Origin of the sequence: Arsukibacterium ikkense (assembly GCF_000987775.1) — a bacterium.
In the GTDB taxonomy this organism is placed as follows: Bacteria; Pseudomonadota; Gammaproteobacteria; order Enterobacterales; family Alteromonadaceae; genus Alishewanella; species Alishewanella ikkense.
Genome location: NZ_LAHO01000001.1, coordinates 228471 through 251980, shown reverse-complemented (window position 1 = coordinate 251980; position 23510 = coordinate 228471). Strand labels below are relative to the sequence as shown.

Below are 23510 nucleotides of genomic sequence, written 5' to 3'. Positions count from 1 at the left end.
ATGCTGAAAACGCTGATAGTGGTCACGTTCGCGCTGGCGCTGAGCAGCTGTGGTTTTCATCTGCGCGGCAACTTACCACTGAGTCAGTTTCCGGCTATTTATGTGCAAAGCGAAGCCCACTCTGAACTGGCCAAGCTGGTTAGCAAGCGTTTAAGTCAGAACAATGTGCAACTGCTCAGCAGTATGCAGGCCGATGCCCCCAGCATTCAGCTGGTAAGTGATACCCTGGAGCGGCGCACCTTGTCGCTGTTCCCCAGCGGCCAGGTAGCGGAATACGAGCTGATCTACAAGGTCAGCTATTATGTGATTATGCCGGGTGCCGAACCGGCCTTTAACCAGTTTGAGCTGTATCGAGACTATCAGGATGACCCCAACCAGGCACTGGCTAAAGCCCGAGAGCTGGACTTATTGCTAAGTGAGTTACGCCAGCAGGCCGCCAATAGGATCATCCGTCAACTGGCCCGGTTGGAGTAATGCAAAAGCTTTACGCTAATCAACTGTCTGCCCAGCTTCAGCAAGGGTTAGCCGGTTGTTATCTGGTGTTTGGTGAAGAACCGCTGCAAAAAATTGAAGCTATCGATGCGCTGCGTCAGGCCGCCAAAACGCAGGGTTATGATGAAAGACTGAGCTTTACCGTGGATAATCAGTTTGACTGGTCTGCGCTACATAATGAGCTGGGTGCCATGTCGTTATTTGCCGAAAAACGGCTGATTGAACTGGAGCTGAGCCAGAAACTGCCACCAACTGCCAGTGATCAGCTAAAACAGTTAGCCAGCGTCCTGTCACCCGACATTGTGCTGCTGTTACATGGCCAGCGTGGCTTTGGCGAAGTCAGTAAACTGGCCTGGTTTAAACAACTGCAAAGCGTTGCCGTGCAAGTAGCCATTTATCCGCTAGATGATCGCCAGGCCGGCCAATGGCTGGCCCAGCGCGCCCGCCAACAGAACGTGCAGCTGACAGCCGATGCCTTAACCCTGTTACAACACCATAGCGCCGGCAACTTACTGGCAGCGCGTCAGGAGCTGGAAAAGCTGGCGTTGACTCACCCCAACCACACTATAGATGCCGATACCCTGGCAGGCTTTTTGGCAGACCATTCCAGTTTTACCGTGTTTCAGTTGGGCGATGCGATTCTCGCTGGTGAGGGCAGCCAGGCACTGCACCGTTTGCAACGTTTGTTGCAACAGGATTTGGAGCCGGCCATTATTATCTGGCAATTGCAAAAAGACGTGCAGCAACTGCAGCAATTACAACGCAACCAACAACAAGGCATTGCCCTTAGCCAGGCATTTAAACAGCTGGCGATCTGGCCCAAACGCCAGCCACTTTATCAGCAGGCGCTGCAGCGTTTATCGTTAGGCTATCTGGATTACTTACTGCAAGAACTGGCCGCCTTTGACCGCTTGTACAAGGGCGGTAAGTTACCGGATATCAGCACGGCGCTCAGTCATCTGGTCTGTTTATTTATCAAGCCTGTGCCACGTACTTATAGTTTGCAGCAGCATCGTGATGACTGATACCGCGTCTCAAACATCACCTGCAAACAGCCCACTGATAGGGATATTTGGCGGCACCTTTGATCCGGTGCACCAGGGCCATCTTGCCTGCGCCCGCTATGTGTTAGAGCACTGCGCGCTAGACCAGTTGCAGTTTATGCCATGCCACCTGCCGCCCCACAGGGCCAGCCCCGGGGTCAGCGCCGCGCACCGGGCAAATATGGTTGAGCTGGCCATTGCCGGTGAGCCCAGCATGCAATTGCAGCCACTGGAGCTGGACCGCAGCAGTCCGTCTTATACTGCTGACAGTCTGGCGTTGTTAAAACAAGCCATGCCAGACTGCACTCTGGCCTTTGTTATCGGCATGGATTCACTGAGCTACCTTAAGCAGTGGTATCAATGGCAGACTATCTTACGCCTTAGCCATCTGATTGTCTGCCAGCGCCCGGGCTATACCAGCAATGAAGGCGACTGCCCCGCCCTGCTAGCCGGGTTCGGGGCTGATATCAGCGCCCTGAGGCGCAGGCCGCATGGCAATATTGTTGTGCTGGATAACCCTGATTTTGCCGCCAGTGCCACAGCTATCAGAGCTGCGCTGGCCAATCAGCAGCAAAATATCAGCACCCTGGCACCAAGCGTACTGAACTATATTCAGCAACATCGACTCTATCAAAGCTAAGCGCTATAACAGTGCTAAAACTGTGGTAAAATAGCCGCTTTTAGTCAGCATTGAGGAAAATAGGTGCAAACGAACGAACTGGTCGCCTTTGTCACAGACAAAATTGATGATTTGAAAGGTCGCGATATCGTAACCTTAGACGTACGCGGTAAATCCAGCGTAACCGAATTTATGGTAGTGTGCTCTGGTACGTCTACCCGCCATGCTAAATCCGTTGCCGCTTATCTGGCCGCAGAGTGCAAAAAGGTCGGGGTTCAGCCTTTGGGTATAGAAGGCGAAAGCAGCGGCGAGTGGGTGCTGCTTGATTTAGACTCGGTAGTCGTACATGTCATGCTGGACGAAACCCGCAGTTTCTACCAGCTGGAAAAACTCTGGAGTGCCTGAGTCGGTATGAAGCTTAGCCTGATCGCCGTTGGCACGAAAATGCCAGACTGGGTACAAAATGGCTTTAACGAATATGCCCGCCGCTTTGGTCGCGACATGCCGTTGGAACTAATAGAGATAGCGGCTGGCAAACGCGGCAAAAACGCCGACATCAAGCGCATTTTAGAACTCGAAGGCGAGAAAATGCTGGCCGCGGTGCCCAAAGGTGCCAAAGTTGTGACGCTGGAAGTAACCGGTGATAACTGGAGTAGCCCACAGTTGGCACAGCGGTTGGAACAGTGGCAGCAAGATGGCCGAGATATCGCCCTGCTGGTCGGAGGCCCGGAAGGGCTTGCGCCGGCTTGCATCGCTGTTAGCGAAGCAAAGTGGTCGTTGTCAGCGTTAACCCTGCCACACCCCATGGTACGGGTAGTGTTAGCAGAAGCATTGTACCGGGCCTGGAGCATCAGTACTAACCATCCTTATCATCGCGAGTAGCTATGCTAAAAAAGCGTATTGCCATGCAGGATATCGCCGCCGAAACCCGGTTATTTAACAGCCGGGCGCTGGTTGCTATGCTGGTAGTATGCAGCTTATTCAGTATCATTTTACTTAACATGTACAACCTGCAGGTACGCTCATATCAGGATTACCAGATCCGCTCTGAAGGTAACCGGATCAAGGTGCTACCTATGGCACCGAACCGTGGCCTGATTACAGATCGCAACGGTATTTTACTGGCAGAAAACCGGCCGGTATTTTCGCTGGAACTGGTACCCGAACAAATTAGCGATATCAACAGTACCCTGGCGCAGCTTGCCGAATTAATTGTCATCTCAGCTGAACAGCAAGACGATTTTTTACAGCAAGTGCGCCAACAGCGTCGTTTTAACTCCATTGCCTTAAAAGAGCGGCTGGACGAGGAAGAAGTCGCCATTATTTCGGTTAATCTGCACCGTTTGCCCGGGGTTACCGTCGAAGCCCGTTTAACCCGGCATTACCCGTTTGGCGATCTATTTACCCATGCGCTGGGTTATATTGGCAAAATTAATACTGACGATTTACGCCGGCTGGATGAGCAGGAGCGTTTGCCTAACTATGCCGCCAGCCGCGAAATAGGCAAGTTGGGGCTGGAGCGTTACTACGAAGAACAGCTGCATGGCACGATGGGGTTTCAGGAAGTTGAAGTAAATAACCGTGGCCGGGTGATCCGCGTATTACGTTCGGTGCCTGCGCGTTCCGGCCAGAATATCCGGTTAAGCCTGGATGTGGGCTTACAGCTTACCGCCCAGCAAACCCTGCAGCAAAAACGTGGCGCTATTGTCGCCATGGACCCACGCGACGGTGCAGTGCTGGCGTTTTATTCCAACCCCAGTTATGACCCTAACCTGTTTGTGCATGGTATCAGCAGCAGCAACTACAATGCCTTACTGCACTCGCCAGACCGGCCACTGATTAACCGGGCCACCCAGGGCATTTATCCACCCGCCTCTACCATTAAACCCCACCTGGCCTTACTCGGGCTGGAAACCAATACCGTTAAACCGGATACCAAAATCTGGGATCCGGGCTTTTTTACCCTGCCAAACAGTGATCACCGCTTTCGTGACTGGAAAAGGGGCGGCCATGGCTGGGTAGATGTATACAGTGCGGTGGTGGAAAGCTGCGATATTTATTTTTATGACCTGGGCATCAAACTCGGCATTGACCGTATTTCTGACTATATGCGCCAGTTTGGCTTTGGTGAGCGCACAGGCATTGATATTCACGAGGAGGCCAGCGCCAATATGCCATCACGTGGCTGGAAACGCGCCCGCTTTAATCAACCCTGGTATCCGGGCGATACGGTGCCACTCAGTATCGGCCAGAGCTTCTGGACCGCCACGCCCATCCAACTGGCTTTGTCTACTGCCGTGATTATCAATAAAGGCATGATGCCCACGCCACATATGGCAGCCGAGCTAAGTTCCGAAAACAGCAGTGAGTTAATCCAACCCAAGCTGAAACCCAGCGTAAGTGTTATAGACGAAAAAAACTGGGATATTATCGCCGACACCATGGTGCGTACGGTCGGCACCCTCAAAGGTACAGCTCATAATGCCTTTAGAACAGCCAGCTACACTTCAGGCGGCAAGACAGGTACCGCCCAGATTGTCGCTATTGCCCAGGATGCCAAATATGATGCCGACTCGCTGGATGAGCGCCACAGAGACAATGCGATGTATATTGGTTATGCCCCTGCCGTTAACCCCACTATTGTGTTTGCCGTGGCGGTAGAAAATACCGGTGGTGGCAGCAGTACCGCCGCGCCGATAGGTCGCCAGTTACTGGATTATTACTTTTCGGCCGGAGTAAATGCTGATGAATGACAACCTGGTCAGCCCTAATCAGCGCAGCGGCAAACTGGCAGCCTTTCATATCGACCTGCCATTACTGCTGGGGTTACTTGCCCTGCTGGCATTCGGGCTGGTGATTTTATATAGCGCGACCGGCCAGAGTGAAGCCATGATGAAAGCCCAGATCATCCGGCTGGGTGTCGCACTGGCCGTGATGGTTGGCGTTGCCCAGCTTAGCCCGCAAACGTTCAGGCGCTGGGCTGTTGCGCTGTTTAGTATTGGCTTATTAATGCTGATAGCCGTGCTGCTGTTTGGCCATGTCGGCAAAGGTGCGCAGCGCTGGCTGGATTTGGGCTTTATGAAATTCCAACCTTCTGAAATTATGAAGCTGGCCGTGCCACTGGCGGTAGCCTGGTTTATTGCCTCACAAAATTTGCCCCCCAAATTATGGCATTTGTTTGTTGGTTTTTTAATGTGTGCCATTCCGACGCTGCTGATTGCTAAGCAGCCCGATCTGGGTACCTCGCTGCTTATTGCTATGTCGGGCTTGTTTGTGTTGTTTATGGCCGGGATGAGTTGGCGCTTAATCACCTTTATCGCGCTGCTGGTGTCAGCTTTCGCCCCGGTTATGTGGTTCTTCTTAATGCGTGACTATCAGCGCCAACGGGTATTGACGTTTTTAAACCCGGAAACCGACCCGCTGGGTTCTGGCTATCATATTATTCAGTCAAAAATTGCCATTGGTTCAGGCGGCGTCGATGGTAAAGGCTGGCTGCAGGGCACCCAGTCGCAGCTGGAGTTTCTGCCCGAGCGGCATACCGATTTTATCTTTGCGGTACTCAGTGAGGAATTTGGTTTAATTGGGGTGGTGATCCTGCTGGCCATTTACTTGTTTATCATTGGCCGCGGTTTGCTGATTGCCAGCCGGGCGCAGGATAATTTCAGTAAACTGGTCGCGGCCAGCTTTATTCTGACCTTTTTTGTCTATGTCTTTGTTAATATTGGCATGGTATCAGGGTTGTTACCTGTGGTTGGCGTACCGTTACCACTGGTGAGCTATGGCGGAACCTCTATGGTCACCCTGATGGCGGCCTTCGGTGTATTAATGTCAGTCAGTACCCATAAACGGATGCTAGCAAATGTTTAAAAATACTCGTGTGGTAACCTTGGCAGTGACGTTGGGCGTAGTGGTGCTGGCTGGCTGCAGTTCCAAACCACAACCGGCTGCTCCGAATGCCGGGCGCTACCAGCAACAGCAAGACAGTATTCCAGAGCGCTTACCTACCCTGCTGGAGATGATAGATCCGACCCCCAAAGCTGAGCCGCTCAGTCGGGGCGGCAACCGGCCATACCAGATTTTTGGCCAGCATTATTCGCCATTGGCCCATTTAACTGAGTTTCAGCAAAGCGGCATCGCGTCCTGGTATGGCAGTAAATTTCATGGTCACCTGACGTCTAACGGTGAAACCTATAATATGTTTGCCATGACAGCCGCGCATAAGACCCTGCCACTGCCGTCTTATGTTAAAGTAACCAATCTGGACAATGGCCAGAGTGCGATAGTCCGGGTAAATGATCGCGGCCCGTTTCACCGCGACCGGATAATCGATTTATCCTATTCAGCGGCGAGTAAAATTGGCATGTTGCAACAAGGTACAGCCAGAGTTCAGTTAGAACTCATAAAATCTCCGGCCATGCTGGCACAGGACTTAACCAGCAGAGAACAATGTTTTATCCAGATTTTTGCCAGCAGTGATAATGGCAAACTGCAGCAGCTACGTGCTGACGTCGAAAAAAAGCTGGCAGTACCTACCCAAATTCAGGCGGCAGATGGAATTTTTCGCTTGTTAGTAGGTCCGAGTAAGGATAACCGGCAAGCCCAGAGTTGGTTGGCAACCTTAAAAGCTAATCAATATCCTGGAGCCTATTTCTTTGACAGCGCAGTATGCAGTTAAAGCTAGATGTGCAGTTAAAGAGTATTTTCGCTACTACCTATAATAAAAGAACGGGTCTCATGAATAGTTATAAACGCATCATTACCTCTGGCATTTTTGCTATCAGCAGCTTTTGCTTTGCCACCAGTGCGCAAGCGCAGGTTGTTACTCCCCAGGCTCCCAGCGTCGCCGCTAAAGGCCATATCTTAGTCGATTATGATACCGGTAAGGTACTGGCAGAAGAAAATGCCGATATGTCATTGTCGCCAGCCAGCTTAACTAAAATGATGACCAGTTACGTTATTGGCACCGAGTTAAAAAACGGCAATATCAGTCTGGACGATAAAGTCACCATTAGTGAAAAAGCCTGGGCCAGGAATTTCCCGGGCTCCTCCCTGATGTTTATTGAAGTGGGTACTCAGGTCTCGGTAGCTGATCTGAATAAAGGTATTATTATTCAATCCGGCAATGATGCCTGCGTTGCCATGGCCGAACATATTGCCGGCAGTGAAAGCGCTTTTGTCGATTTAATGAATGCTCATGCCCAGCGCCTGGGTATGCATAATACCCGCTTTGGCAACAGCCATGGTTTGCCGGTAGCCGAACAATACACCACCCCACGGGATATGGCCAAATTATCCATCGCCATGATCCGTGATGTGCCGGAAGAGTATGCCATCTACGCGGATAAAGAATTTACCTACAACAATATTCGTCAGTACAACCGTAATTCATTGTTATGGGATCGCAGCCTGGAAGTAGACGGTATTAAAACCGGCCATACCCGCGAAGCAGGTTACAGCTTAATTACCTCTGCTACCCGCGATGGCATGCGGCTGGTATCAGTGGTAATGGGCGCAGACAGCGAACGCAGCCGCGCCAGTGAAAATAAAAAATTATTAACGTACGGCTTTCGCTTTTTTGAAACCTTTTCGCCCTACCAAAGCGGTGAAAAATTTGCAGAACAACGGGTTTGGCAAGGCGATAAAGAGCTAATTCAGCTGGGCCTGATGCAAAGTACCCCTATTACCATTACCCGCGGGCAGCGCCGCAACCTGAAAGCTGATGTCAGCTTGAATCAGCAACTGGTCGCCCCCATTAAAAAAGGCCAGGTGGTTGGTACCATTTACTTAAAACTGGACGGCGCAGATATCGCTGAATATCCGCTGGTAGCGCTGGAAGATGTCGGCCGCGGCGGCTTTTTCAGCCGGATGATTGATTACGTTAAAATGCAATTTAACTAAACCAGTTACCCGCTTTACGACAAGTCCCGGCAGCTGCCGGGATTTTTTGTTACAATACACCTGTTAATAGCGTGCCTGGGGTATAAAGCGGGTGCGCGGAACAGCAGCAATAGCGTCAATGAGAGTAAGCGTATGGCTAATGAAGTAAAAGACACCAAATTTGATCAGTATCTGGAGTTTCCCTGTCAGTTTAACTTTAAAGTGTTAGGCCTGGCAGAACCGACGCTGGTAGACGACGTAATGAGCGTGATCTGCCGCCATACTGATGCTACCGATTACAGCCCCAATGTTAAGCCCAGCACCAAAGGCAACTACCATTCGGTGTCGGTAAAAGTCACGGTGACCAGCAAGGATCATATTGAATTGCTGTACACTGAGCTTGGCAAAATTGAGCTGGTTCGTTACGTTCTTTAATGGTCTGAACTCGCTTTGGCAGCACAAATCGCTATAATGCAGAGCGTTTTTCAGCGGAGTATACCGTGAGCTTAAGCCAACAACTCGTGATCCGCGATCTGGGTAGCCAGGACTACACCCAGGTGTGGCATGCGATGCAGCGTTTTACCGATAAACGCGATGAGCAAACCCCTGATGAGCTATGGCTGTTAGAACACCCGGCGGTGTTTACTCAGGGCCAGGCTGGCAAAGCCGAACATCTGTTGCTGCCAGGCGATATTCCGGTGGTTAAAGTCGACCGGGGTGGCCAGGTAACATACCATGGCCCGGGCCAGCTCGTGGTTTACGTGCTGCTGGACATTAAACGCCGTAAGCTCGGCGTACGCGAGCTGGTTACCCTGCTGGAACAGGTATTAATTGAACTGTTAGCACAACACGGCATTAGTGGCAACGCCCGGCCTGATGCGCCAGGCGTATATATTGACGGCAAAAAAGTGGCCTCGCTCGGTTTAAGGGTACGCAAAGGCTGTACCTTTCACGGCCTGGCATTAAATGTCGATATGGATCTCAGCCCCTTTAGCCGGATTAACCCCTGCGGTTACGCTGGCATGCAAATGGTCCAGAGTAAAGATTTTGGTGGGCCACAGAGCATTAGCCAGGCCAAAGCTGAGATCAGCAACATCTTCCAACGGCTACTGGCCGTATCCGAATTAAGTGTTAAAACAGGATTAGAGTGGCAATATGACTAAAACAGCGCGTATGGAACCTGGTGTTAAATTACGTGACGCCGATAAAATGGCGTTAATTCCGGTAAAGGTACTGCCAACCGAACCTGATGAAATGCTGCGTAAGCCATCCTGGTTAAAAATAAAACTGCCAAAAACCACCGAGCGCATAGATCAGATCAAAGGCGCCATGCGCAAGCATGGTCTGCACTCGGTGTGCGAAGAAGCGGCCTGCCCTAACCTGCCAGAGTGTTTTAACCATGGCACCGCGACCTTTATGATCCTCGGCGCCATTTGCACCCGTCGCTGCCCGTTTTGTGACGTGGCACACGGCCGGCCGCTGCCACCCAATGCCGAAGAGCCAGAGAAACTGGCAATGACCATTCGCGATATGCAATTAAAATACGTGGTGATCACCTCGGTAGACCGCGATGACTTACGTGACGGCGGTGCCCAGCACTTTGCTGATTGCATCAGTGCCATTCGTAAATACAGCCCGGATATCAAGATTGAAGTACTGGTACCCGATTTTCGTGGCCGGATGGATGTGGCGCTGGAAATACTCAGTAAAAGCCCGCCAGATGTGTTTAACCACAACCTGGAAACCGCGCCACGCCTGTACAAGCTGGCTCGGCCGGGTGCCGACTATAAATGGTCACTGACCTTACTGCAGCGCTTTAAAGCGGCGCACCCGCAGGTATCGACTAAATCCGGCCTGATGGTAGGCCTGGGTGAAACCACCGAAGAACTGCTGCAAGTATTGCAAGACTTACGCGAGCACGATGTGGACATGCTGACCGTCGGCCAGTACTTACAACCGAGCAAACATCACTTACCGGTTAAGCGCTATATGCCGCCGGCCGAGTTTGATGAGATTAAACACTTTGCCAACAGCATCGGCTTTAAACACGCCGCCTGCGGCCCGTTCGTGCGCTCCAGCTATCATGCCGACCGCCAGGCAGCCGGCGAAGAAGTCAGCTAACATTTAGCTGCGACATAGAATTAATGCCTACATTGCTAATGCTATCCATCTAGAAGCCAGCACTACACCGCTGGCTTTTTTTCTGAGTCACGTTTTTCCATTGACAAACCGCACCCAAGAAAACAAAATGCACAATTATTTAAATAATCGTTAACCATTGCCATGCTGGCAGTAAATAAATACAGGTGACATGGATGTGGATCGAAGCCGAAATCCCTGCAGATTTAAAGCCACTGTTATTTGACGGCAGATTGTTTTATGGCAGATGGGGCGAATTGTTTTTTGTCAGTAAAAACCCAATGACCTATGTTGATATGCCAGACAGTGCCTGGGTACGAAATGCCGCCGATGATATTTACGGCCGCTATTTTCTATATGATATAGAACCCCACTGGCAGCAAGATAGCATTATGCGCGACCTGTACCGCTACGCCAAACCCTGGGTTACCGATTTATCCGGCCTGAGTACCGACCGGCTGGTCAATGAGCTGATTGACTTATTTCAGCGCGGCGAATTGCGGGCCTGGCGCCTGACCGATGGCTGGGCTAAGCCACCAGAACACACAGGCCCTTACGTAATGGCAGGTAGCACGCCCGCGGCTGGCGGCAGTGTAAGCGCAGCCCCTTCAACTACCAGCAACGCCAGCAAACCCAAAGGCGGCAGTACCACAGCAGTCCAGCCAGTAGCAGCCAAAGCAGCGGTGCATGAGGCCCAGAACACTAGTACTGGTGAGCCAAAAATAATTTCGGGAACTGGCGCGAATGTAAAAATGGACGCTCATAAAATATATGATTCCGCTTTTGACCCATTGAGCACAAATCCAACCGCACAATATCGGTTTTCTGACCCATCATTCAGAAATACTGGAAATGACGTTTATTTTGGAGAGAACGTAACTACATCTTATTTTGAAGTCAGAAAAAATATCAGTGGTAAATCGCTGTTTGTAGGGGGGGTAGAAATTGATGGCATCCTAGATTTAACAGACCAAGAAGTCGCTAAGAGTATGAATGTTGATTTAGCAAAGTTAAATCAAAAGGTAGATAATCCTGTACAACAGAAAAAGGTTTACGCATACACTAACCAAGTAGCTAATCAGGCTTATAATGCAGGCTACAAAGGAATTCTGTATAACAGCACCCGAAAAGAAGGCAGCAACAAAGCTGTAGTTTTGTTTGGCGGCCGCTTCGATAAAGCTAAAATTACGCCAATCATCAACAAACCAATTAAGTAAGGGCATTTGAATGAACCATTTAAAGAAAATTAATGCAAATACTGTTGGTGTTATACCTGCATACGTTAAAGGTATGAAGAATCATGGCCTTTGTTACTTTTTGTGGGAAACGGCGAATGCTGTAGGTGCCCAATGTTCTAAATGTAATGCCATTGTCTGGCAAAACCCGCGAGAAAATTCGATTTTGAACGAGCCCAAACCCGCACATGTGCCTGAGTCTGGTGCAAATTACACGGCTTATTACAAGCAGAAAATTACTCGTTACTTAAACTCTCAACCAAACTGTCCAGAATGCGGTTCAGATCATTTCGACTTGTTTGTTAATAATGTCAACTTCCCACGTTTTGAAGATGGAACAGAGTTTGATGAAAGCCAGGAAGCTGAATTAGAGGAACGCAACAACGAGTTAATATGGTGGCTAGACTAGCTTGCAACTCTCATTCACTCCCCTCTTTGCTGTAGGGGAGGATTAAAGATGACACCTGAATTACAAGAGAAATTACTGATCCGGTTGTTTTCGTCACTTGAATACACAGAGCAATTTGTTGAAGACTTTACACAGTTTATCGACACTGGTCTTTTAGCACTCGAGCACTATGATGCTCTGCCAGTAAAACCAATAAATGTTGCAAATTACGCTGAGGTTAAAAAGGACGCAGAATTATGGCATCTGAAAGTCAAACCAAACTTTTTAGGGATGAAGCAAGGAATGCTTGAAGCTCTCGAAAAAGCACGACAAGGTGATTTTTCCTATGTTATGGCTGACGCTGGAAACTTCAGAAGCCTAAGCAAGGATATGGACGGCATTCGAGAAGCATTTATGGACTATATCGAGCCGGAGCTAAAACATCACTATTTTGAACTGTGGAAAAAAACAGATTATCGGGCGACAAACATATACCTGACTTTTATGGATTTTTGGAAGCCAGGCCAACCGTTGAAGGAGAGTATCACCGGGCCAATTGACGAAAGATGGCTGCTTAAACATTTTCAACCAGGTGAACAACCATAATCAAATGCAGTTTAGCAAATCTTGCACGAACAGCGTTCTACTTTGGCCAGAGTGCTTAGCAACTGTTGAGCCAGGTCTGAATCTGCGGGAACACGTCGGGTAAAGGTTGTAGAGGAAGACTACCACTACTCTTACTAATACAAATTAGCAATGTTATTCACTGAAGTTAGTTAATACGCTACGCTTACCAACGATCAAGGCTGCATATTGCAGCCTTTTTTAATTTATCCAGTTGTCTGCTTGGCGGTGCTATTTAAGGCTATAACAGCTACACTTGCTGCAGTAATGCTTAGGGGGATATATGGAGCAACGACGTTTTAGCCGGGTGAACTTTCAGGGCAAAGCTCATTTAGAAACCACTGATTACAGCTATCCGACACAGGTTATCGACTTATCGTTAAAAGGTGCTCTGGTAACTGTACCGGTAAGTTGGGGCCCTGCGGTGTCGGGCCCACTGACCTTGCGGGTGCATTTAAGCGATTACCCACTGGATTTCAGTATGCAGGTCAGTATTGCCCATCAGCACGACGATATGCTGGGCCTGCACTGCGTGAAAATTGATTTGGAAAGCGCCGGCCACCTGAAACGACTTATCGAACTTAACTTAGGTGACAGCCAGCTGCTGAGTCGCGAGCTGTCCGATTTATCGGCAGACTAACACCAGGCCAGTTACCTGCTTACAACTGCAGTGCACTAATGGCTTCATCATAACCATGGCTGGCGGCAAGCTGCATCAGCGCATGCCATTGTTGCCAGGCCTCTTGCTGCCGCGCCAGATAGGCAAAATAATACTGTACCGGCATAATTTGCTCCGGCTGTTGCAGTGCCTGAGTCATCAGTTGCTGGTATAGCTCTGGCATCGCCGCCTGGTACGACTGCATAGGGTTGCTCCCCGCTACCAGCCGATACGCCTGCTGTCTGGTTGCCTGACAGGTATCCACCGCGGTCAGTTCCAATGCAGCAGTCTTGACTTGCCACCGTTGTTGCCAGGCTGCCAGGGTGGCAGGACTATTATCAAATAGCAAATTAGCGGCAAAATGGCCGGGCTGGCACAGCTTTTCAGCGGCTGCTTTCGCTAACGGATATTCATCAATAAACCCCAGCGCATGCATAAACTCATGTTGCAATAACGCCAGGCTGGCGGTATCCGGCAGTTGCACTATGCCATTGTTGTAACTGGCCAGCCCCTGACCGGCAATAATCAGCAACTGGCTGAACTCGCCTGCTAACACCTGCCGGGTTAATACCGAATAATCACACTCAATGCGCTTAGCGGCATCGTCGCTACAGTTAAGCTCAGTCGCGCGCACTTGCACCACATCATTAAAACACACCGGCAACTGACTCAGCAGCGGATCAACCGCCCAGGCCGCGTTTAAATGCTGCCACCGCGCCATACCGGCTTGCTGGCTGACAACCGGCTGTATCGTCAGTTGACAGCCGCTGGCGGCCTGATAGCCGGTATTGGCAAGGGTGGATGACGAAGTATGCCATAAGCCCAGGGTGGCCCGCTGGCTATCGTTGATGGCCGTTACAGCTAACTGTTCAGCCACTAATTGCCGCTCTAGCCAGTGCGCCGTGGCCAACCGTCCCTGCAGCCGCTGTTGCAACTGCAAAGCATGGTTTAAACCATCAGGGTCCCCCAGCAATGCAGCCTGCCGGAACCAGCGTAACGCGCTGTCAAGCTCACTGCTGGCCAGGCGTTGCCGGGCCAGTTGCATGGCAGCAGTGGGTTCGGTCTTTGCCTGTTGTATTAATTGTTGCTGGCTGTCATTCGCAGTCTGCGGGGTGCAACCCAACAGTAAAAATGCAAAAAAGCCAGCTAGCTGGCTTTTAGTGACACGACACAAGCGCGGTTTAGTGAAAACCATCGGTTTCACCGGCCAGTGCTTCACCTCTTAACCTGGCCATTTCCAGCCTGGCATAGCGGTGCTCAACAAACTCAAACACATTGGTTGCTAATACTTTTTTATAATATTCAAATGCCTGCTCCGGGCGCTGCTGAGCTTCATGCCACTTGGCCAGATAAAAGTACACTTCGCATAAACGTTCTGCCAGTAGCCGTGGCCCGGTTAAATCATCAAGTACCGACTGTAACAGTTGCTGCTCAGTCAGCTCACCGTTATAAAATCGCGGAATATTCGTTGCCCAGTCAGTTGCATCTAATTGCGGTAAATTTGCCACTAAACCTTGCCTGGCGGTGGCAACCGATACGTCTGACTGCACCAGATACAACCATACCACCCGATAGGGGTCAGCCGGTCGCAGCTGCAAAAACTGCTGCAGATCCGGTACTGCTAAATCAGCCCTGCCAGCATAGTACAAAGCAATACCGCGGTTTAAATAGGCATATTCATAATCGGGCGCAAGTTCCAGCGCTGAATCAAAGGCTTCATAAGCCTGATCGAAGTTACCGCTAAGAGTGTAATGAATACCGACAAAATTGTAGGCATCGGCCATATCAGGTTTAAAGCGCAGCGCCCGCATAAAATCCAGCCGGGCTAAGGAGCGCAATCCCACACTGTCATACATCACACCACGGTCATAGTATAAGCGTGCCGACTGCTCTTCTGATAACTCAGCACGTTGTAGAATTTCGGTTAAACGGGCAATCGCCAGTTCAGTACGATAAGGTACCGCCAGCGGCTCTGGCGTAAGCCAGGCCGCAGACGATGACGGTTGGCTGGAAGCACAACCGCTTAAGGTTATTAACAGCGCCAATATCAGCGCCGTTACACCAGATTTAACACTTAACATCTTAAGCGTCTTGCTCAGCATTGGCCGCCGTTTCGGCTGGTTTAGTATTCGCTTCTTTAATACTTAACCGTACCCGGCCCTGCTTGTCCACTTCCAGTACTTTCACGGCCACTTTCTGGCCTAACTGCAAGTGTTCAGCAACATTGCTTACCCGCTCATCAGAGATTTGCGAAATATGCACTAAGCCATCTTTACCTGGCAACACATTAACAAAGGCACCGAAGTCAACAATCCGCACTACTTCACCCTGATAAATCGCACCTACTTCAATGTCAGCAGTAATGGCGTTAATTCTATCAATGGCAATCTGGGCAGCTTTGGCTGTGGTCGCGGCAATTTTAATGCTGCCGTCGTCTTCCAGCTCAATAGTAGTACCTGACTCTTCAGTGATCTGACGAATAACAGCACCACCTTTACCGATAACCTCACGGATTTTCTCCGGATTAATCTTCATGGTGTAAATACGCGGCGCGTACTCAGACATTTCTTCACGGTGGCCGCTAATCGCCTGGTCCATCACGTTCAGAATATGCAAACGGGCGGCTTTGGCCTGTTTTAACGCAATTTGCATAATTTCCTGAGTAATGCCGTCGATTTTAATGTCCATTTGCAGTGCAGTAATACCTTCAGTGGTACCCGCTACTTTAAAGTCCATATCGCCTAAGTGATCTTCATCACCTAAGATATCTGACAACACCACAAAGTCGTCGCCTTCTTTCACCAGACCCATGGCAATACCGGCCACTGAGGCTTTAATAGGTACACCAGCGTCCATCAGGGCTAAAGACGAACCACAAACTGACGCCATTGAGCTTGAACCGTTAGATTCAGTAATTTCAGACACAATGCGCACTGTGTACGGGAAGTCTTCAAAATCAGGCATTACTGCTAACACACCGCGCTTGGCTAAACGGCCGTGGCCGATTTCGCGGCGCTTAGGCGAGCCAACCATACCGGTTTCACCGACACAGTACGGAGGAAAATTATAGTGCAGCATAAAGGTATCGGTTTTCTGACTTAATAAGTCATCGATATTCTGGGCATCACGGGCAGTACCTAAAGTACAGGTAACCAGCGCCTGGGTTTCACCACGGGTAAACAATGATGAACCATGGGTACGGGGTAACACGCCGGTCATCACGCTTAAACCACGGATCATCTCCGGGTCACGGCCGTCAATGCGAGGCTCGCCTTTGGTAATGCGGCTGCGTACCACTTTACTTTCCAGGTCATGGAAAATATCGCCAAATTCATTTTGGTCCAGCGCTTCGCCTTCTGCCAGTTCTGCTGCTAACTTAGCATGCAGTGCGGTTTTAATTTCCGCAATCCGCTCGTAACGTTTGGCTTTTTCAGTGATCTGATAAGCACTGCTGATATCAGCTGTCGCCAGTTCTGCTACTTTGGCGATTAACGGTAGGTTCTTCGCAGGTGCCTGCCAGTTCCAGGCAGGTTTTGCGCCTTCAGCGGCTAATTCATTAATGGCATTAATAGCTGTTTGCATTTGCTCGTGGCCATACATGACAGCGCCTAACATCACGTCTTCTGACAAAATGTTGGCTTCCGATTCGACCATTAACACTGCATTGTGAGTACCGGCAACCACTAAATCCAGTTTCGAGCTTTTCAGCTCTTCTTCTGACGGGTTTAACACATACTGGTTGTTAATATAGCCAACACGGGCTGCACCGATAGGGCCGGCAAACGGAATACCTGACAAGGCTAAGGCTGCAGAAGTACCAATTAAGGCAACGATATCTGGCTGAATTTCCGGCTGTACAGACACTACAGTGGCAATAACCTGCACTTCATTAGTAAAGCCTTCCGGGAATAATGGCCGGATAGGACGGTCGATTAAGCGGCAAATTAAGGTTTCACCTTCACTTGGCCGGCCTTCACGTTTAAAAAAGCCACCCGGAATACGGCCAGCTGCATACATTTTTTCCTGGTAGTTTACGGTTAACGGAAAGAAGTCCTGACCAGGTTTAGGTTCTTTTTTACCAACAACTGTTACTAAAACGGAAGTATCTCCCAGGCTGGCCAGCACTGCGGCATCTGCCTGACGGGCGATAACGCCGGTTTCTAAAGTAAAGGTATGTTGGCCAAACTGAAATGATTTTACGATGGGAGTCACGTGTGTATTTCCTTAATCTTAATCGCCGAATTGCGATGTTTTTCTCTGTGTTTTCTGCCTGCACAGTATACTCTGTAACCTGTTACAAAAGATAGTTCAGTAAAGAGCTCAGTAAAAATAGTGTTTAAAAAAATCCCATAAAAAAAGAGGCTCGAAAGCCTCTTTTTTGCGTTATCGCTTAGCGATTAACGACGTAAACCTAAACGACCGATCAGAGTAGTGTAACGGCTCTGATCTTTGCCTTTTAAGTAATCTAACAGCTTACGACGCTGGCTAACCATGCGTAACAAACCACGACGAGAATGGAAGTCGTGCTTGTGCTGTGCAAAGTGGCCTTGCAGGTGAGTGATTGACGCAGTTAACAGGGCAACCTGTACTTCTGGTGAACCGGTATCGCCTTCTTTTACAGCGTAGTCAGCAACAATTTTTGCTTTATCAGCAGCGCTTAATGACATATTTAACTCCAATGTGAGTGAACTAAAATAAGGGAATCGCCGATCACTCATCCAGCAGACCCCAGAAAATCCGGCATATAATAGCACTTTGCACCTTTTTTACAAGGCGTTTGTCGCCCCAGCCGGCTGTTGTTCGGCACTGGTGTTCAGTAAACGACGCGAACTGAGCACGCCCTGCTGCACCTGACCAATACCAATAAAAACCTCACCTGGCCCAAGTAGCTTAATCGCGGCAATATCAGCCACTGCTATAGTGCAGTTTTGACCATGTTGCAGCTGATGCTGTTGCTCAGCACTTAACGCTATGGCCGGCATGGTTACAATACCGGCGTCCAGTGGCAGCAACAGTGCATCTAACGGGGTAAAGTCAGCGCTGCTATGGCATTGTTCGGCCAGTGCATCTAATTGCTCAGGCTTAACCATTTGCGCTGCGTTAAAAGGCCCAACCTGGGTGCGGTGCAATTTGCTGACATGGCCACCACAGCCTAACAACTCGCCTAAATCGTCAATCAGGGTGCGGATGTAAGTGCCTTTCGAACAATGCACCATAAAATCGGCATGGTTAGCGCTGCGCTGTAACAGTTCAAACCGGAAAATTGTAATAGGCCGGGCTTCACGCTCAATAGTAATACCCTGGCGGGCATATTTATATAACGGCTGGCCCTGATACTTTAACGCAGAGAACATGGTTGGCACTTGCAGAATATCACCACGCAAGGTTTGCAGGGCCTGCTCCAGTTCGCTGTCAGTAAAACTGACTGGCCGTTCACTGATCACCTCGCCTTCGGCATCGCTGGTGCTGGTGCGTACGCCAAAACAGGCGGTCACTAAATAGGTTTTATCGGTGTCCAGTAAAAACTGGCTGAATTTGGTCGCCTCACCAAAGCAAATGGGCAATAAACCCGACGCCATCGGATCCAGCGCGCCGGTATGGCCGGCTTTTTGTGCCTGATATAACCAACGCACCCGCTGCAAAATACCGTTACTGCTCACTTCCAGCGGTTTATCCAGTAACAGAATGCCATTAACTGCTCTGGCATTTTTACGAGCCATTACTCATCAGCTCCGTCGTTATCTGTTGGTTCCAGCCCGGCGTCTTTGCGCTTGCGCTCGTCTTCCTGGCGCACCGTTGCCACTAAACTGGCCATCCGGATACCTTCGTTTAATGACTGATCAAAGGCAAAGCGAATATGCGGCACTATGCGGGTTTGAATGCGCTTACCAATTAAACTGCGCACAAAGCCAGCAGCATCATTTAAAATTTTCAGGTTATCTTCAACCTTACTGTCATCCATACCTAAAAAGGTTACAAACACCTTGGCGTGTGACAGATCACGCGATACTTCTACATCAGACACGGTAATCATCGTGTGCAATCGTGGATCTTTAATTTCGCGCTGCAGAATAACTGCCATTTCTTTCTTAATATGTTGGGATAACCGGTCAACGCGGGAAAATTCTTTTGCCATTACTGTCTAATCCAATTTGGGGCCAGAAACAACACAACAGGGGCACTAAAGGCCCCTGTACTATGTTTTACCTGGCCAGCGGTACTTTATAAAGTACGTTCAACCTGAATGGTTTCAAATACTTCAATCTGATCGCCTTCGCGAACATCGTTGTAGTTTTTCACACCAATACCACATTCAAAGCCGTTTTTAACTTCGCTGACATCGTCTTTAAAGCGACGCAACGATTCCAGCTCACCTTCAAAGATCACCACGTTATCACGCAGTACCCTGATAGGTGCGTTACGTTTAATGACACCCTCGGTAACCATACAGCCGGCTATCGCACCAAACTTCGGTGAGCGGAACACATCACGCACCTGAGCCAGACCAATGATCTGCTGTTTAAACTCGGGTGCCAGCATACCGGTCATCGCCGCTCTGACTTCATCTAACAGCTCATAAATGATGCTGTAGTAACGTAAGTCGAGGCCTTCATCTTCAATCATCTTGCGGGCAGAGGCATCAGCACGCACGTTAAAGCCGATAATAATGGCTTGCGAAGCCGCAGCCAGGGTAACGTCCGTTTCAGTAATACCACCGACGCCGCTACCAATGATTTTAATTTTAACTTCATCAGTAGACAGTTTAGCCAGTGATTCAGAAATCGCCTGCACAGAGCCCTGCACATCGCCTTTCAGTACCAGATTAAGTTCTGATACATCACCTTCTTCCATGTTAGCAAACATGTTTTCCAGCTTGGCTTTTTGCTGACGCGCCAGCTTAACATCGCGGAATTTACCCTGACGGTATAACGCGACTTCCCGTGCTTTACGCTCGTCTTTTACCACGGTAACTTCATCACCGGCTTGTGGCACGCCAGACAGGCCCAGTATCTCTACCGGAATAGACGGACCTGCCACTTTGACGTCACGACCATTTTCGTCGCGCATTGCCCGCACCCGGCCATACTCAAAGCCACACAAGACGATGTCACCCTGATTCAGGGTACCTTCCTGTACCAGAATTGATGCGACCGGACCACGGCCTTTATCAAGCCGTGATTCAATAACAGCACCGCGCGCCAGACCTTTGCGAACGGCTTTTAATTCAAGCAGTTCAGCCTGATTCAGAATGGCTTCCAGCAGGTCATCTATACCATGGCCAGATTTAGCAGACACCTGCACAAACTGGGTATCGCCGCCCCACTCTTCAGATATAACATCAAACTGTGATAATTCATTACGAACCCGATCCGGGTCTGCTTCTGGCTTATCAATTTTGTTTACCGCTACCACTATCGGCACGCCAGCCGCTTTCGCATGCTGAATCGCTTCACGGGTTTGTGGCATAACGCCATCGTCAGCCGCTACCACCAGAATGACGATGTCAGTCGCTTTAGCACCGCGAGCACGCATTGAGGTAAATGCCGCGTGGCCTGGGGTATCCAGGAAGGTCACCATACCGCGGTCCGTTTCAACGTGGTAGGCACCAATGTGCTGGGTAATACCACCGGCTTCGCCATCAGCAACCTTGGCTTTACGGATATAGTCCAGTAATGAGGTTTTACCGTGGTCAACGTGACCCATAACAGTAACAACCGGTGCCCGCGGCTCCAGCTCCCCTTCACCTTCGCGATCTGACATTACCGCTTCTTCTAATTCATTTTCTTTGGTCAGAGTAAACTTGTGGCCCATTTCTTCACAAACAATGGCCGCAGTTTCCTGATCAATTACCTGATTAATGGTCGCCATAGCGCCCATTTTCATCATGGCTTTAATCACTTCAGACGCTTTCACCGCCATTTTCGCAGCCAGTTCAGCAACGGTAATGGTTTCACCGATTTTCACTTCACGCTCTACCGGCTGGGCTGGCTTGTTAAAACCATGCTGCATGCTGGTTGGGGTTTTCTTTTTCTTGGCATGGCGATTAGCGCGGTTAAAGGCTTCTTTATCGTTCCCGTCATCTTTCTTTTTGCCTTTAGCAGGTGGCGCCTTTTTACCTACGCCACGACGTCCTGCCCGTTCTTCCTTGGCATCAACTTCATCTTCAGCCTGCTTGGCAAACTCATTGCTGGTCAGGTGATAATCGTCTTTTTCAGTCGACTTGGCTTTTTCTTCCTGCGCCCAGCGCTCGCTGTTTTCTTCAGCCAGTTTACGGGCGGCTTCAGCTTGTTTTTTCGCTTCTTCTTCCAGCTTGCGTAAGGCTTCGGCTTCCTGCTGCTGACGAATATGGTCCGCTTCGCGTTTGGCTTCTTCTTTTGCTGCGCGACGTGCCGCTTCTTCCGGATCGTCTTTTAATAATTGCGCTTGCTTGGCTTCTTCCCGCTTTTTCGCTTCAGCGGCCTTACGCTCGGCTTCTTCTTTCGCTTTGGCGGCAGCTATTTCCCGCGCCTTTTGCTCAGCTTCCTGGCGGGCACGTGTGGCCTCCGCATTGGCTTTTTCTTCTGCTAAACGCGCTTCTTCCTGGGCTTTTAGCGTTGCTTCATCAAGCACTGGCTTTTTGATATAGGTTTTTTGCTTACGCACTTCAACCTGAATTTCGCGGTTACGGCCAGCGCCACCAGCAACACTTAGTGTGGTTTTTTCTTTGCGTTTTAACGTCAGCTTTGAAGGCTCTGACGATTTGCCGCCATGCTGCTTACTTAAATGATCTAACAGCGTTTTTTTCTCATCTTCAGATACCTGCTGCCCCGCAGCTTTAGTGATACCTGCATCAGCAAATTGTTGTACTAACCGATCAACAGTTGTACCGACATCACTGGCCAGCTTCTCTATGGTGACTTCTGCCATTTGTGTTGTTACCTCCGTTGACTACTCAGTTACTTTCACTAAACCAAACAATATTACGCGCAGCCATAATCAGCTCAGCCGCTTTTTGTTCAGTTACATCTGCTATATCTAATAAATCGTCGACACCTAACTCAGCTAAGTCATCCAGGGTGGTAACACCTTTGCTGGCAATCACATAAGCGGTATGAGTATCTAAACCTTCCAGCGCTAACAGCGCCTCGGTTGGCTTGGCATCTTCCAGCGATTCTTCACTGGCCAGAGCACGGGTGGTTAATACGGCTTTCGCCCGGCCTCGTAACTCTTCAACAATAGTTTCATCAAAACCATCAATCGACAATAATTCGCTGATAGGTACGTACGCCACTTCTTCCAGGGTGGAAAACCCTTCTTCAACCAACACATCGGCGAAGTCTTCATCAATTTCCAGCGCGTCCATAAAGGCCTGCCGTACTTTTTCTGTTTCTTCCTGATGCTTTTTCTTCATATCTGACACTGACATTACATTCAGTTCCCAGCCCGTTAACTGGCTGGCTAAACGTACGTTCTGGCCGTTACGACCAATCGCCATCGCCAGGTTAGAATCTTCAACGGCGATATCCATTGAATGGGTATCTTCATCAACGATAATCGACGCGACTTCCGCCGGAGCCATGGCGTTAATTACAAACTGGGCGTCGTTATCATCGTACAATACAATGTCAACCCGTTCGCCGGCCAGCTCGTTTGACACGCCCTGCACCCGAGAACCACGCATACCAACGCAAGCCCCCACCGGGTCAATCCGGCGGTCATTACTTTTCACGGCAATTTTAGCACGTGAACCTGGGTCGCGAGCCGCACCGCGCAGCTCAATCATTTCTTCGCCAATTTCCGGCACTTCAATCCGGAACAGTTCCAGCAGCATTTCCGGGCGGGCACGGCTTAAAAATAACTGCGCGCCACGTGCTTCTGGTTTTACATCATACAATAAGGTGCGAATGCGATCGCCCGGACGGTAAGTTTCGCGCGGTAACATTTCTTCCCGCGGCAATATTGCCTCAGCATTGTTGCCTAAATCGACAATAATGCTGTCGCGGTTTACTTTTTTAACGATACCGGTAACCAGCTCGCCCACCTGATCAATATAAGCTTCAACCACCTGAGAACGCTCGGCTTCCCGTACTTTCTGCACGATAACCTGCTTGGCCATCTGGGTAGTGATCCGGTCGAATTCGATAGAGTCAATTTGTTCTTCGTAAAAATCACCAATGTTTACTTCCGGCGCATCATATTGCGCAGCCGATAAGGTGATTTCACGGGTAGGATGTTCCTGCACCGCATCATCAGCCACCACTTCCCAGCGGCGAAAGGTTTCATATGAACCGGTTTTACGGTCAATATTTACCCGCACTTCTATGTCGGCTTCATTTTTCTTTTTAGTGGCTGCAGCTAGTGCGAACTCCAGTGCCTGGAAAATCTTTTCCCGTGGTACTGATTTTTCATTCGATACTGCATCGACAACCAATAATATTTCTTTTGCCATTGTATC

Annotated in this window: 24 protein-coding genes; 16 read left to right on the top strand and 8 right to left on the bottom strand. The window is 49.6% G+C overall.

Annotated elements, in window-relative coordinates:
- The 16 genes from WG68_RS01160 (at nt 1) to WG68_RS01085 (ending at nt 13057) form a co-directional block, all read left to right on the top strand.
- Nucleotides 1–474, top strand: coding sequence for an LPS-assembly lipoprotein LptE (locus WG68_RS01160; protein ID WP_046555811.1), 474 nt, complete (start codon nt 1–3; stop codon nt 472–474).
- Complete coding sequence (gene holA, locus WG68_RS01155; RefSeq protein WP_046555810.1) at nt 474–1517, top strand: DNA polymerase III subunit delta; 1044 nt, start codon at nt 474–476, stop codon at nt 1515–1517. The genes WG68_RS01160 and holA overlap by 1 nt, the downstream gene beginning before the upstream one ends.
- Nucleotides 1510–2175: a nicotinate-nucleotide adenylyltransferase gene (gene nadD / locus WG68_RS01150; RefSeq protein WP_046555809.1), complete on the top strand. Its 666-nt coding sequence runs from the start codon at nt 1510–1512 to the stop codon at nt 2173–2175. The genes holA and nadD overlap by 8 nt, the downstream gene beginning before the upstream one ends.
- 63 nt (nt 2176–2238) lie before the next feature.
- Complete coding sequence (gene rsfS, locus WG68_RS01145) at nt 2239–2559, top strand: ribosome silencing factor (protein WP_046555808.1); 321 nt, start codon at nt 2239–2241, stop codon at nt 2557–2559.
- Between the two features lie 6 nt (nt 2560–2565).
- On the top strand, nt 2566–3036 hold the full coding sequence (gene rlmH, locus WG68_RS01140) for a 23S rRNA (pseudouridine(1915)-N(3))-methyltransferase RlmH (RefSeq protein WP_046555807.1): 471 nt from the start codon (nt 2566–2568) through the stop codon (nt 3034–3036).
- A 2-nt stretch (nt 3037–3038) separates the two neighbouring features.
- Nucleotides 3039–4907, top strand: a complete 1869-nt coding sequence (gene mrdA / locus WG68_RS01135; RefSeq protein ID WP_200897515.1) for a penicillin-binding protein 2 — start codon at nt 3039–3041, stop codon at nt 4905–4907.
- Complete coding sequence (gene rodA, locus WG68_RS01130; protein ID WP_046555806.1) at nt 4900–6021, top strand: rod shape-determining protein RodA; 1122 nt, start codon at nt 4900–4902, stop codon at nt 6019–6021. The genes mrdA and rodA overlap by 8 nt, the downstream gene beginning before the upstream one ends.
- A complete protein-coding gene (locus WG68_RS01125; RefSeq protein WP_046555805.1) occupies nt 6014–6829 on the top strand; it encodes a septal ring lytic transglycosylase RlpA family protein in 816 nt (271 codons plus the stop codon). Before rodA ends, WG68_RS01125 begins: the two co-directional genes overlap by 8 nt.
- Before the next feature lie 59 nt (nt 6830–6888).
- Nucleotides 6889–8052: a serine hydrolase gene (locus tag WG68_RS01120; protein WP_046555972.1), complete on the top strand. Its 1164-nt coding sequence runs from the start codon at nt 6889–6891 to the stop codon at nt 8050–8052.
- A gap of 132 nt (nt 8053–8184) precedes the next feature.
- Nucleotides 8185–8466 (top strand): DUF493 family protein YbeD, encoded by a 282-nt coding sequence (gene ybeD, locus WG68_RS01115; RefSeq protein ID WP_046555804.1) that lies wholly within the window; start codon nt 8185–8187, stop codon nt 8464–8466.
- A 65-nt stretch (nt 8467–8531) separates the two neighbouring features.
- Nucleotides 8532–9194: a lipoyl(octanoyl) transferase LipB gene (gene lipB, locus WG68_RS01110; RefSeq protein WP_046555803.1), complete on the top strand. Its 663-nt coding sequence runs from the start codon at nt 8532–8534 to the stop codon at nt 9192–9194.
- Nucleotides 9187–10152, top strand: a complete 966-nt coding sequence (lipA, locus tag WG68_RS01105; protein WP_046555802.1) for a lipoyl synthase — start codon at nt 9187–9189, stop codon at nt 10150–10152. Before lipB ends, lipA begins: the two co-directional genes overlap by 8 nt.
- Before the next feature lie 299 nt (nt 10153–10451).
- Nucleotides 10452–11387 carry an RES family NAD+ phosphorylase gene (locus tag WG68_RS01100; protein WP_161796337.1) on the top strand — a complete coding sequence of 312 codons (936 nt, stop codon included), beginning with the start codon at nt 10452–10454 and terminating at the stop codon, nt 11385–11387.
- 10 nt (nt 11388–11397) lie between these two features.
- Entirely contained in the window at nt 11398–11814 is a 417-nt protein-coding gene (locus WG68_RS01095) for a hypothetical protein (protein WP_046555800.1), read from the top strand.
- A 48-nt stretch (nt 11815–11862) separates the two neighbouring features.
- Nucleotides 11863–12399 (top strand): hypothetical protein, encoded by a 537-nt coding sequence (locus WG68_RS01090; RefSeq protein WP_046555799.1) that lies wholly within the window; start codon nt 11863–11865, stop codon nt 12397–12399.
- Between the two features lie 301 nt (nt 12400–12700).
- Nucleotides 12701–13057 carry a PilZ domain-containing protein gene (locus WG68_RS01085; protein ID WP_046555798.1) on the top strand — a complete coding sequence of 119 codons (357 nt, stop codon included), beginning with the start codon at nt 12701–12703 and terminating at the stop codon, nt 13055–13057.
- A 19-nt stretch (nt 13058–13076) separates the two neighbouring features.
- Here the strand turns inward: WG68_RS01085 and WG68_RS01080 are convergent, their stop codons facing one another.
- The 8 genes from WG68_RS01080 to nusA all read right to left on the bottom strand — a co-directional run bounded on the left by WG68_RS01080 (nt 13077) and on the right by nusA (nt 23504).
- Nucleotides 13077–14270: a hypothetical protein gene (locus WG68_RS01080; RefSeq protein WP_046555797.1), complete on the bottom strand. Its 1194-nt coding sequence runs from the start codon at nt 14268–14270 to the stop codon at nt 13077–13079.
- Nucleotides 14257–15156, bottom strand: a complete 900-nt coding sequence (gene nlpI, locus WG68_RS01075; RefSeq protein WP_152663004.1) for a lipoprotein NlpI — start codon at nt 15154–15156, stop codon at nt 14257–14259. Before nlpI ends, WG68_RS01080 begins: the two co-directional genes overlap by 14 nt.
- 1 nt (nt 15157) lies before the next feature.
- The gene (pnp, locus tag WG68_RS01070; protein ID WP_046555796.1) at nt 15158–17287 is read right to left on the bottom strand and encodes a polyribonucleotide nucleotidyltransferase; all 2130 of its coding nucleotides are present in this window, start codon (nt 17285–17287) and stop codon (nt 15158–15160) included.
- 185 nt (nt 17288–17472) lie between these two features.
- Nucleotides 17473–17742 (bottom strand): 30S ribosomal protein S15, encoded by a 270-nt coding sequence (gene rpsO / locus WG68_RS01065; RefSeq protein WP_046555795.1) that lies wholly within the window; start codon nt 17740–17742, stop codon nt 17473–17475.
- A gap of 99 nt (nt 17743–17841) precedes the next feature.
- On the bottom strand, nt 17842–18795 hold the full coding sequence (gene truB / locus WG68_RS01060; RefSeq protein WP_046555794.1) for a tRNA pseudouridine(55) synthase TruB: 954 nt from the start codon (nt 18793–18795) through the stop codon (nt 17842–17844).
- Nucleotides 18795–19211 (bottom strand): 30S ribosome-binding factor RbfA, encoded by a 417-nt coding sequence (gene rbfA / locus WG68_RS01055; protein ID WP_046555793.1) that lies wholly within the window; start codon nt 19209–19211, stop codon nt 18795–18797. The genes truB and rbfA overlap by 1 nt, the downstream gene beginning before the upstream one ends.
- Before the next feature lie 86 nt (nt 19212–19297).
- Nucleotides 19298–21982, bottom strand: coding sequence for a translation initiation factor IF-2 (gene infB, locus WG68_RS01050; RefSeq protein WP_046555792.1), 2685 nt, complete (start codon nt 21980–21982; stop codon nt 19298–19300).
- Nucleotides 21983–22007: 25 nt separating this feature from the next.
- Nucleotides 22008–23504, bottom strand: coding sequence for a transcription termination factor NusA (gene nusA / locus WG68_RS01045; protein WP_046555791.1), 1497 nt, complete (start codon nt 23502–23504; stop codon nt 22008–22010).
- Nucleotides 23505–23510 lie beyond the last annotated feature (6 nt).

Coding starts and splice junctions, on each gene's coding strand:
- lipA (WP_046555802.1), top strand. CDS start 9,187: ATGACTAAAACAGCGCGTATGGAACCTGGTGTTAAATTACGTGACGCC.
- mrdA (WP_200897515.1), top strand. CDS start 3,039: ATGCTAAAAAAGCGTATTGCCATGCAGGATATCGCCGCCGAAACCCGG.
- WG68_RS01100 (WP_161796337.1), top strand. CDS start 10,452: ATGACCTATGTTGATATGCCAGACAGTGCCTGGGTACGAAATGCCGCC.
- WG68_RS01095 (WP_046555800.1), top strand. CDS start 11,398: ATGAACCATTTAAAGAAAATTAATGCAAATACTGTTGGTGTTATACCT.
- nlpI (WP_152663004.1), bottom strand. CDS start 15,156: ATGTTAAGTGTTAAATCTGGTGTAACGGCGCTGATATTGGCGCTGTTA.
- WG68_RS01120 (WP_046555972.1), top strand. CDS start 6,889: ATGAATAGTTATAAACGCATCATTACCTCTGGCATTTTTGCTATCAGC.
- nadD (WP_046555809.1), top strand. CDS start 1,510: ATGACTGATACCGCGTCTCAAACATCACCTGCAAACAGCCCACTGATA.
- WG68_RS01125 (WP_046555805.1), top strand. CDS start 6,014: ATGTTTAAAAATACTCGTGTGGTAACCTTGGCAGTGACGTTGGGCGTA.
- rodA (WP_046555806.1), top strand. CDS start 4,900: ATGAATGACAACCTGGTCAGCCCTAATCAGCGCAGCGGCAAACTGGCA.
- WG68_RS01085 (WP_046555798.1), top strand. CDS start 12,701: ATGGAGCAACGACGTTTTAGCCGGGTGAACTTTCAGGGCAAAGCTCAT.
- rbfA (WP_046555793.1), bottom strand. CDS start 19,211: ATGGCAAAAGAATTTTCCCGCGTTGACCGGTTATCCCAACATATTAAG.
- WG68_RS01080 (WP_046555797.1), bottom strand. CDS start 14,270: ATGGTTTTCACTAAACCGCGCTTGTGTCGTGTCACTAAAAGCCAGCTA.
- rpsO (WP_046555795.1), bottom strand. CDS start 17,742: ATGTCATTAAGCGCTGCTGATAAAGCAAAAATTGTTGCTGACTACGCT.
- WG68_RS01160 (WP_046555811.1), top strand. CDS start 1: ATGCTGAAAACGCTGATAGTGGTCACGTTCGCGCTGGCGCTGAGCAGC.
- infB (WP_046555792.1), bottom strand. CDS start 21,982: ATGGCAGAAGTCACCATAGAGAAGCTGGCCAGTGATGTCGGTACAACT.
- truB (WP_046555794.1), bottom strand. CDS start 18,795: ATGGCTCGTAAAAATGCCAGAGCAGTTAATGGCATTCTGTTACTGGAT.
- ybeD (WP_046555804.1), top strand. CDS start 8,185: ATGGCTAATGAAGTAAAAGACACCAAATTTGATCAGTATCTGGAGTTT.
- nusA (WP_046555791.1), bottom strand. CDS start 23,504: ATGGCAAAAGAAATATTATTGGTTGTCGATGCAGTATCGAATGAAAAA.
- WG68_RS01090 (WP_046555799.1), top strand. CDS start 11,863: ATGACACCTGAATTACAAGAGAAATTACTGATCCGGTTGTTTTCGTCA.
- rlmH (WP_046555807.1), top strand. CDS start 2,566: ATGAAGCTTAGCCTGATCGCCGTTGGCACGAAAATGCCAGACTGGGTA.
- holA (WP_046555810.1), top strand. CDS start 474: ATGCAAAAGCTTTACGCTAATCAACTGTCTGCCCAGCTTCAGCAAGGG.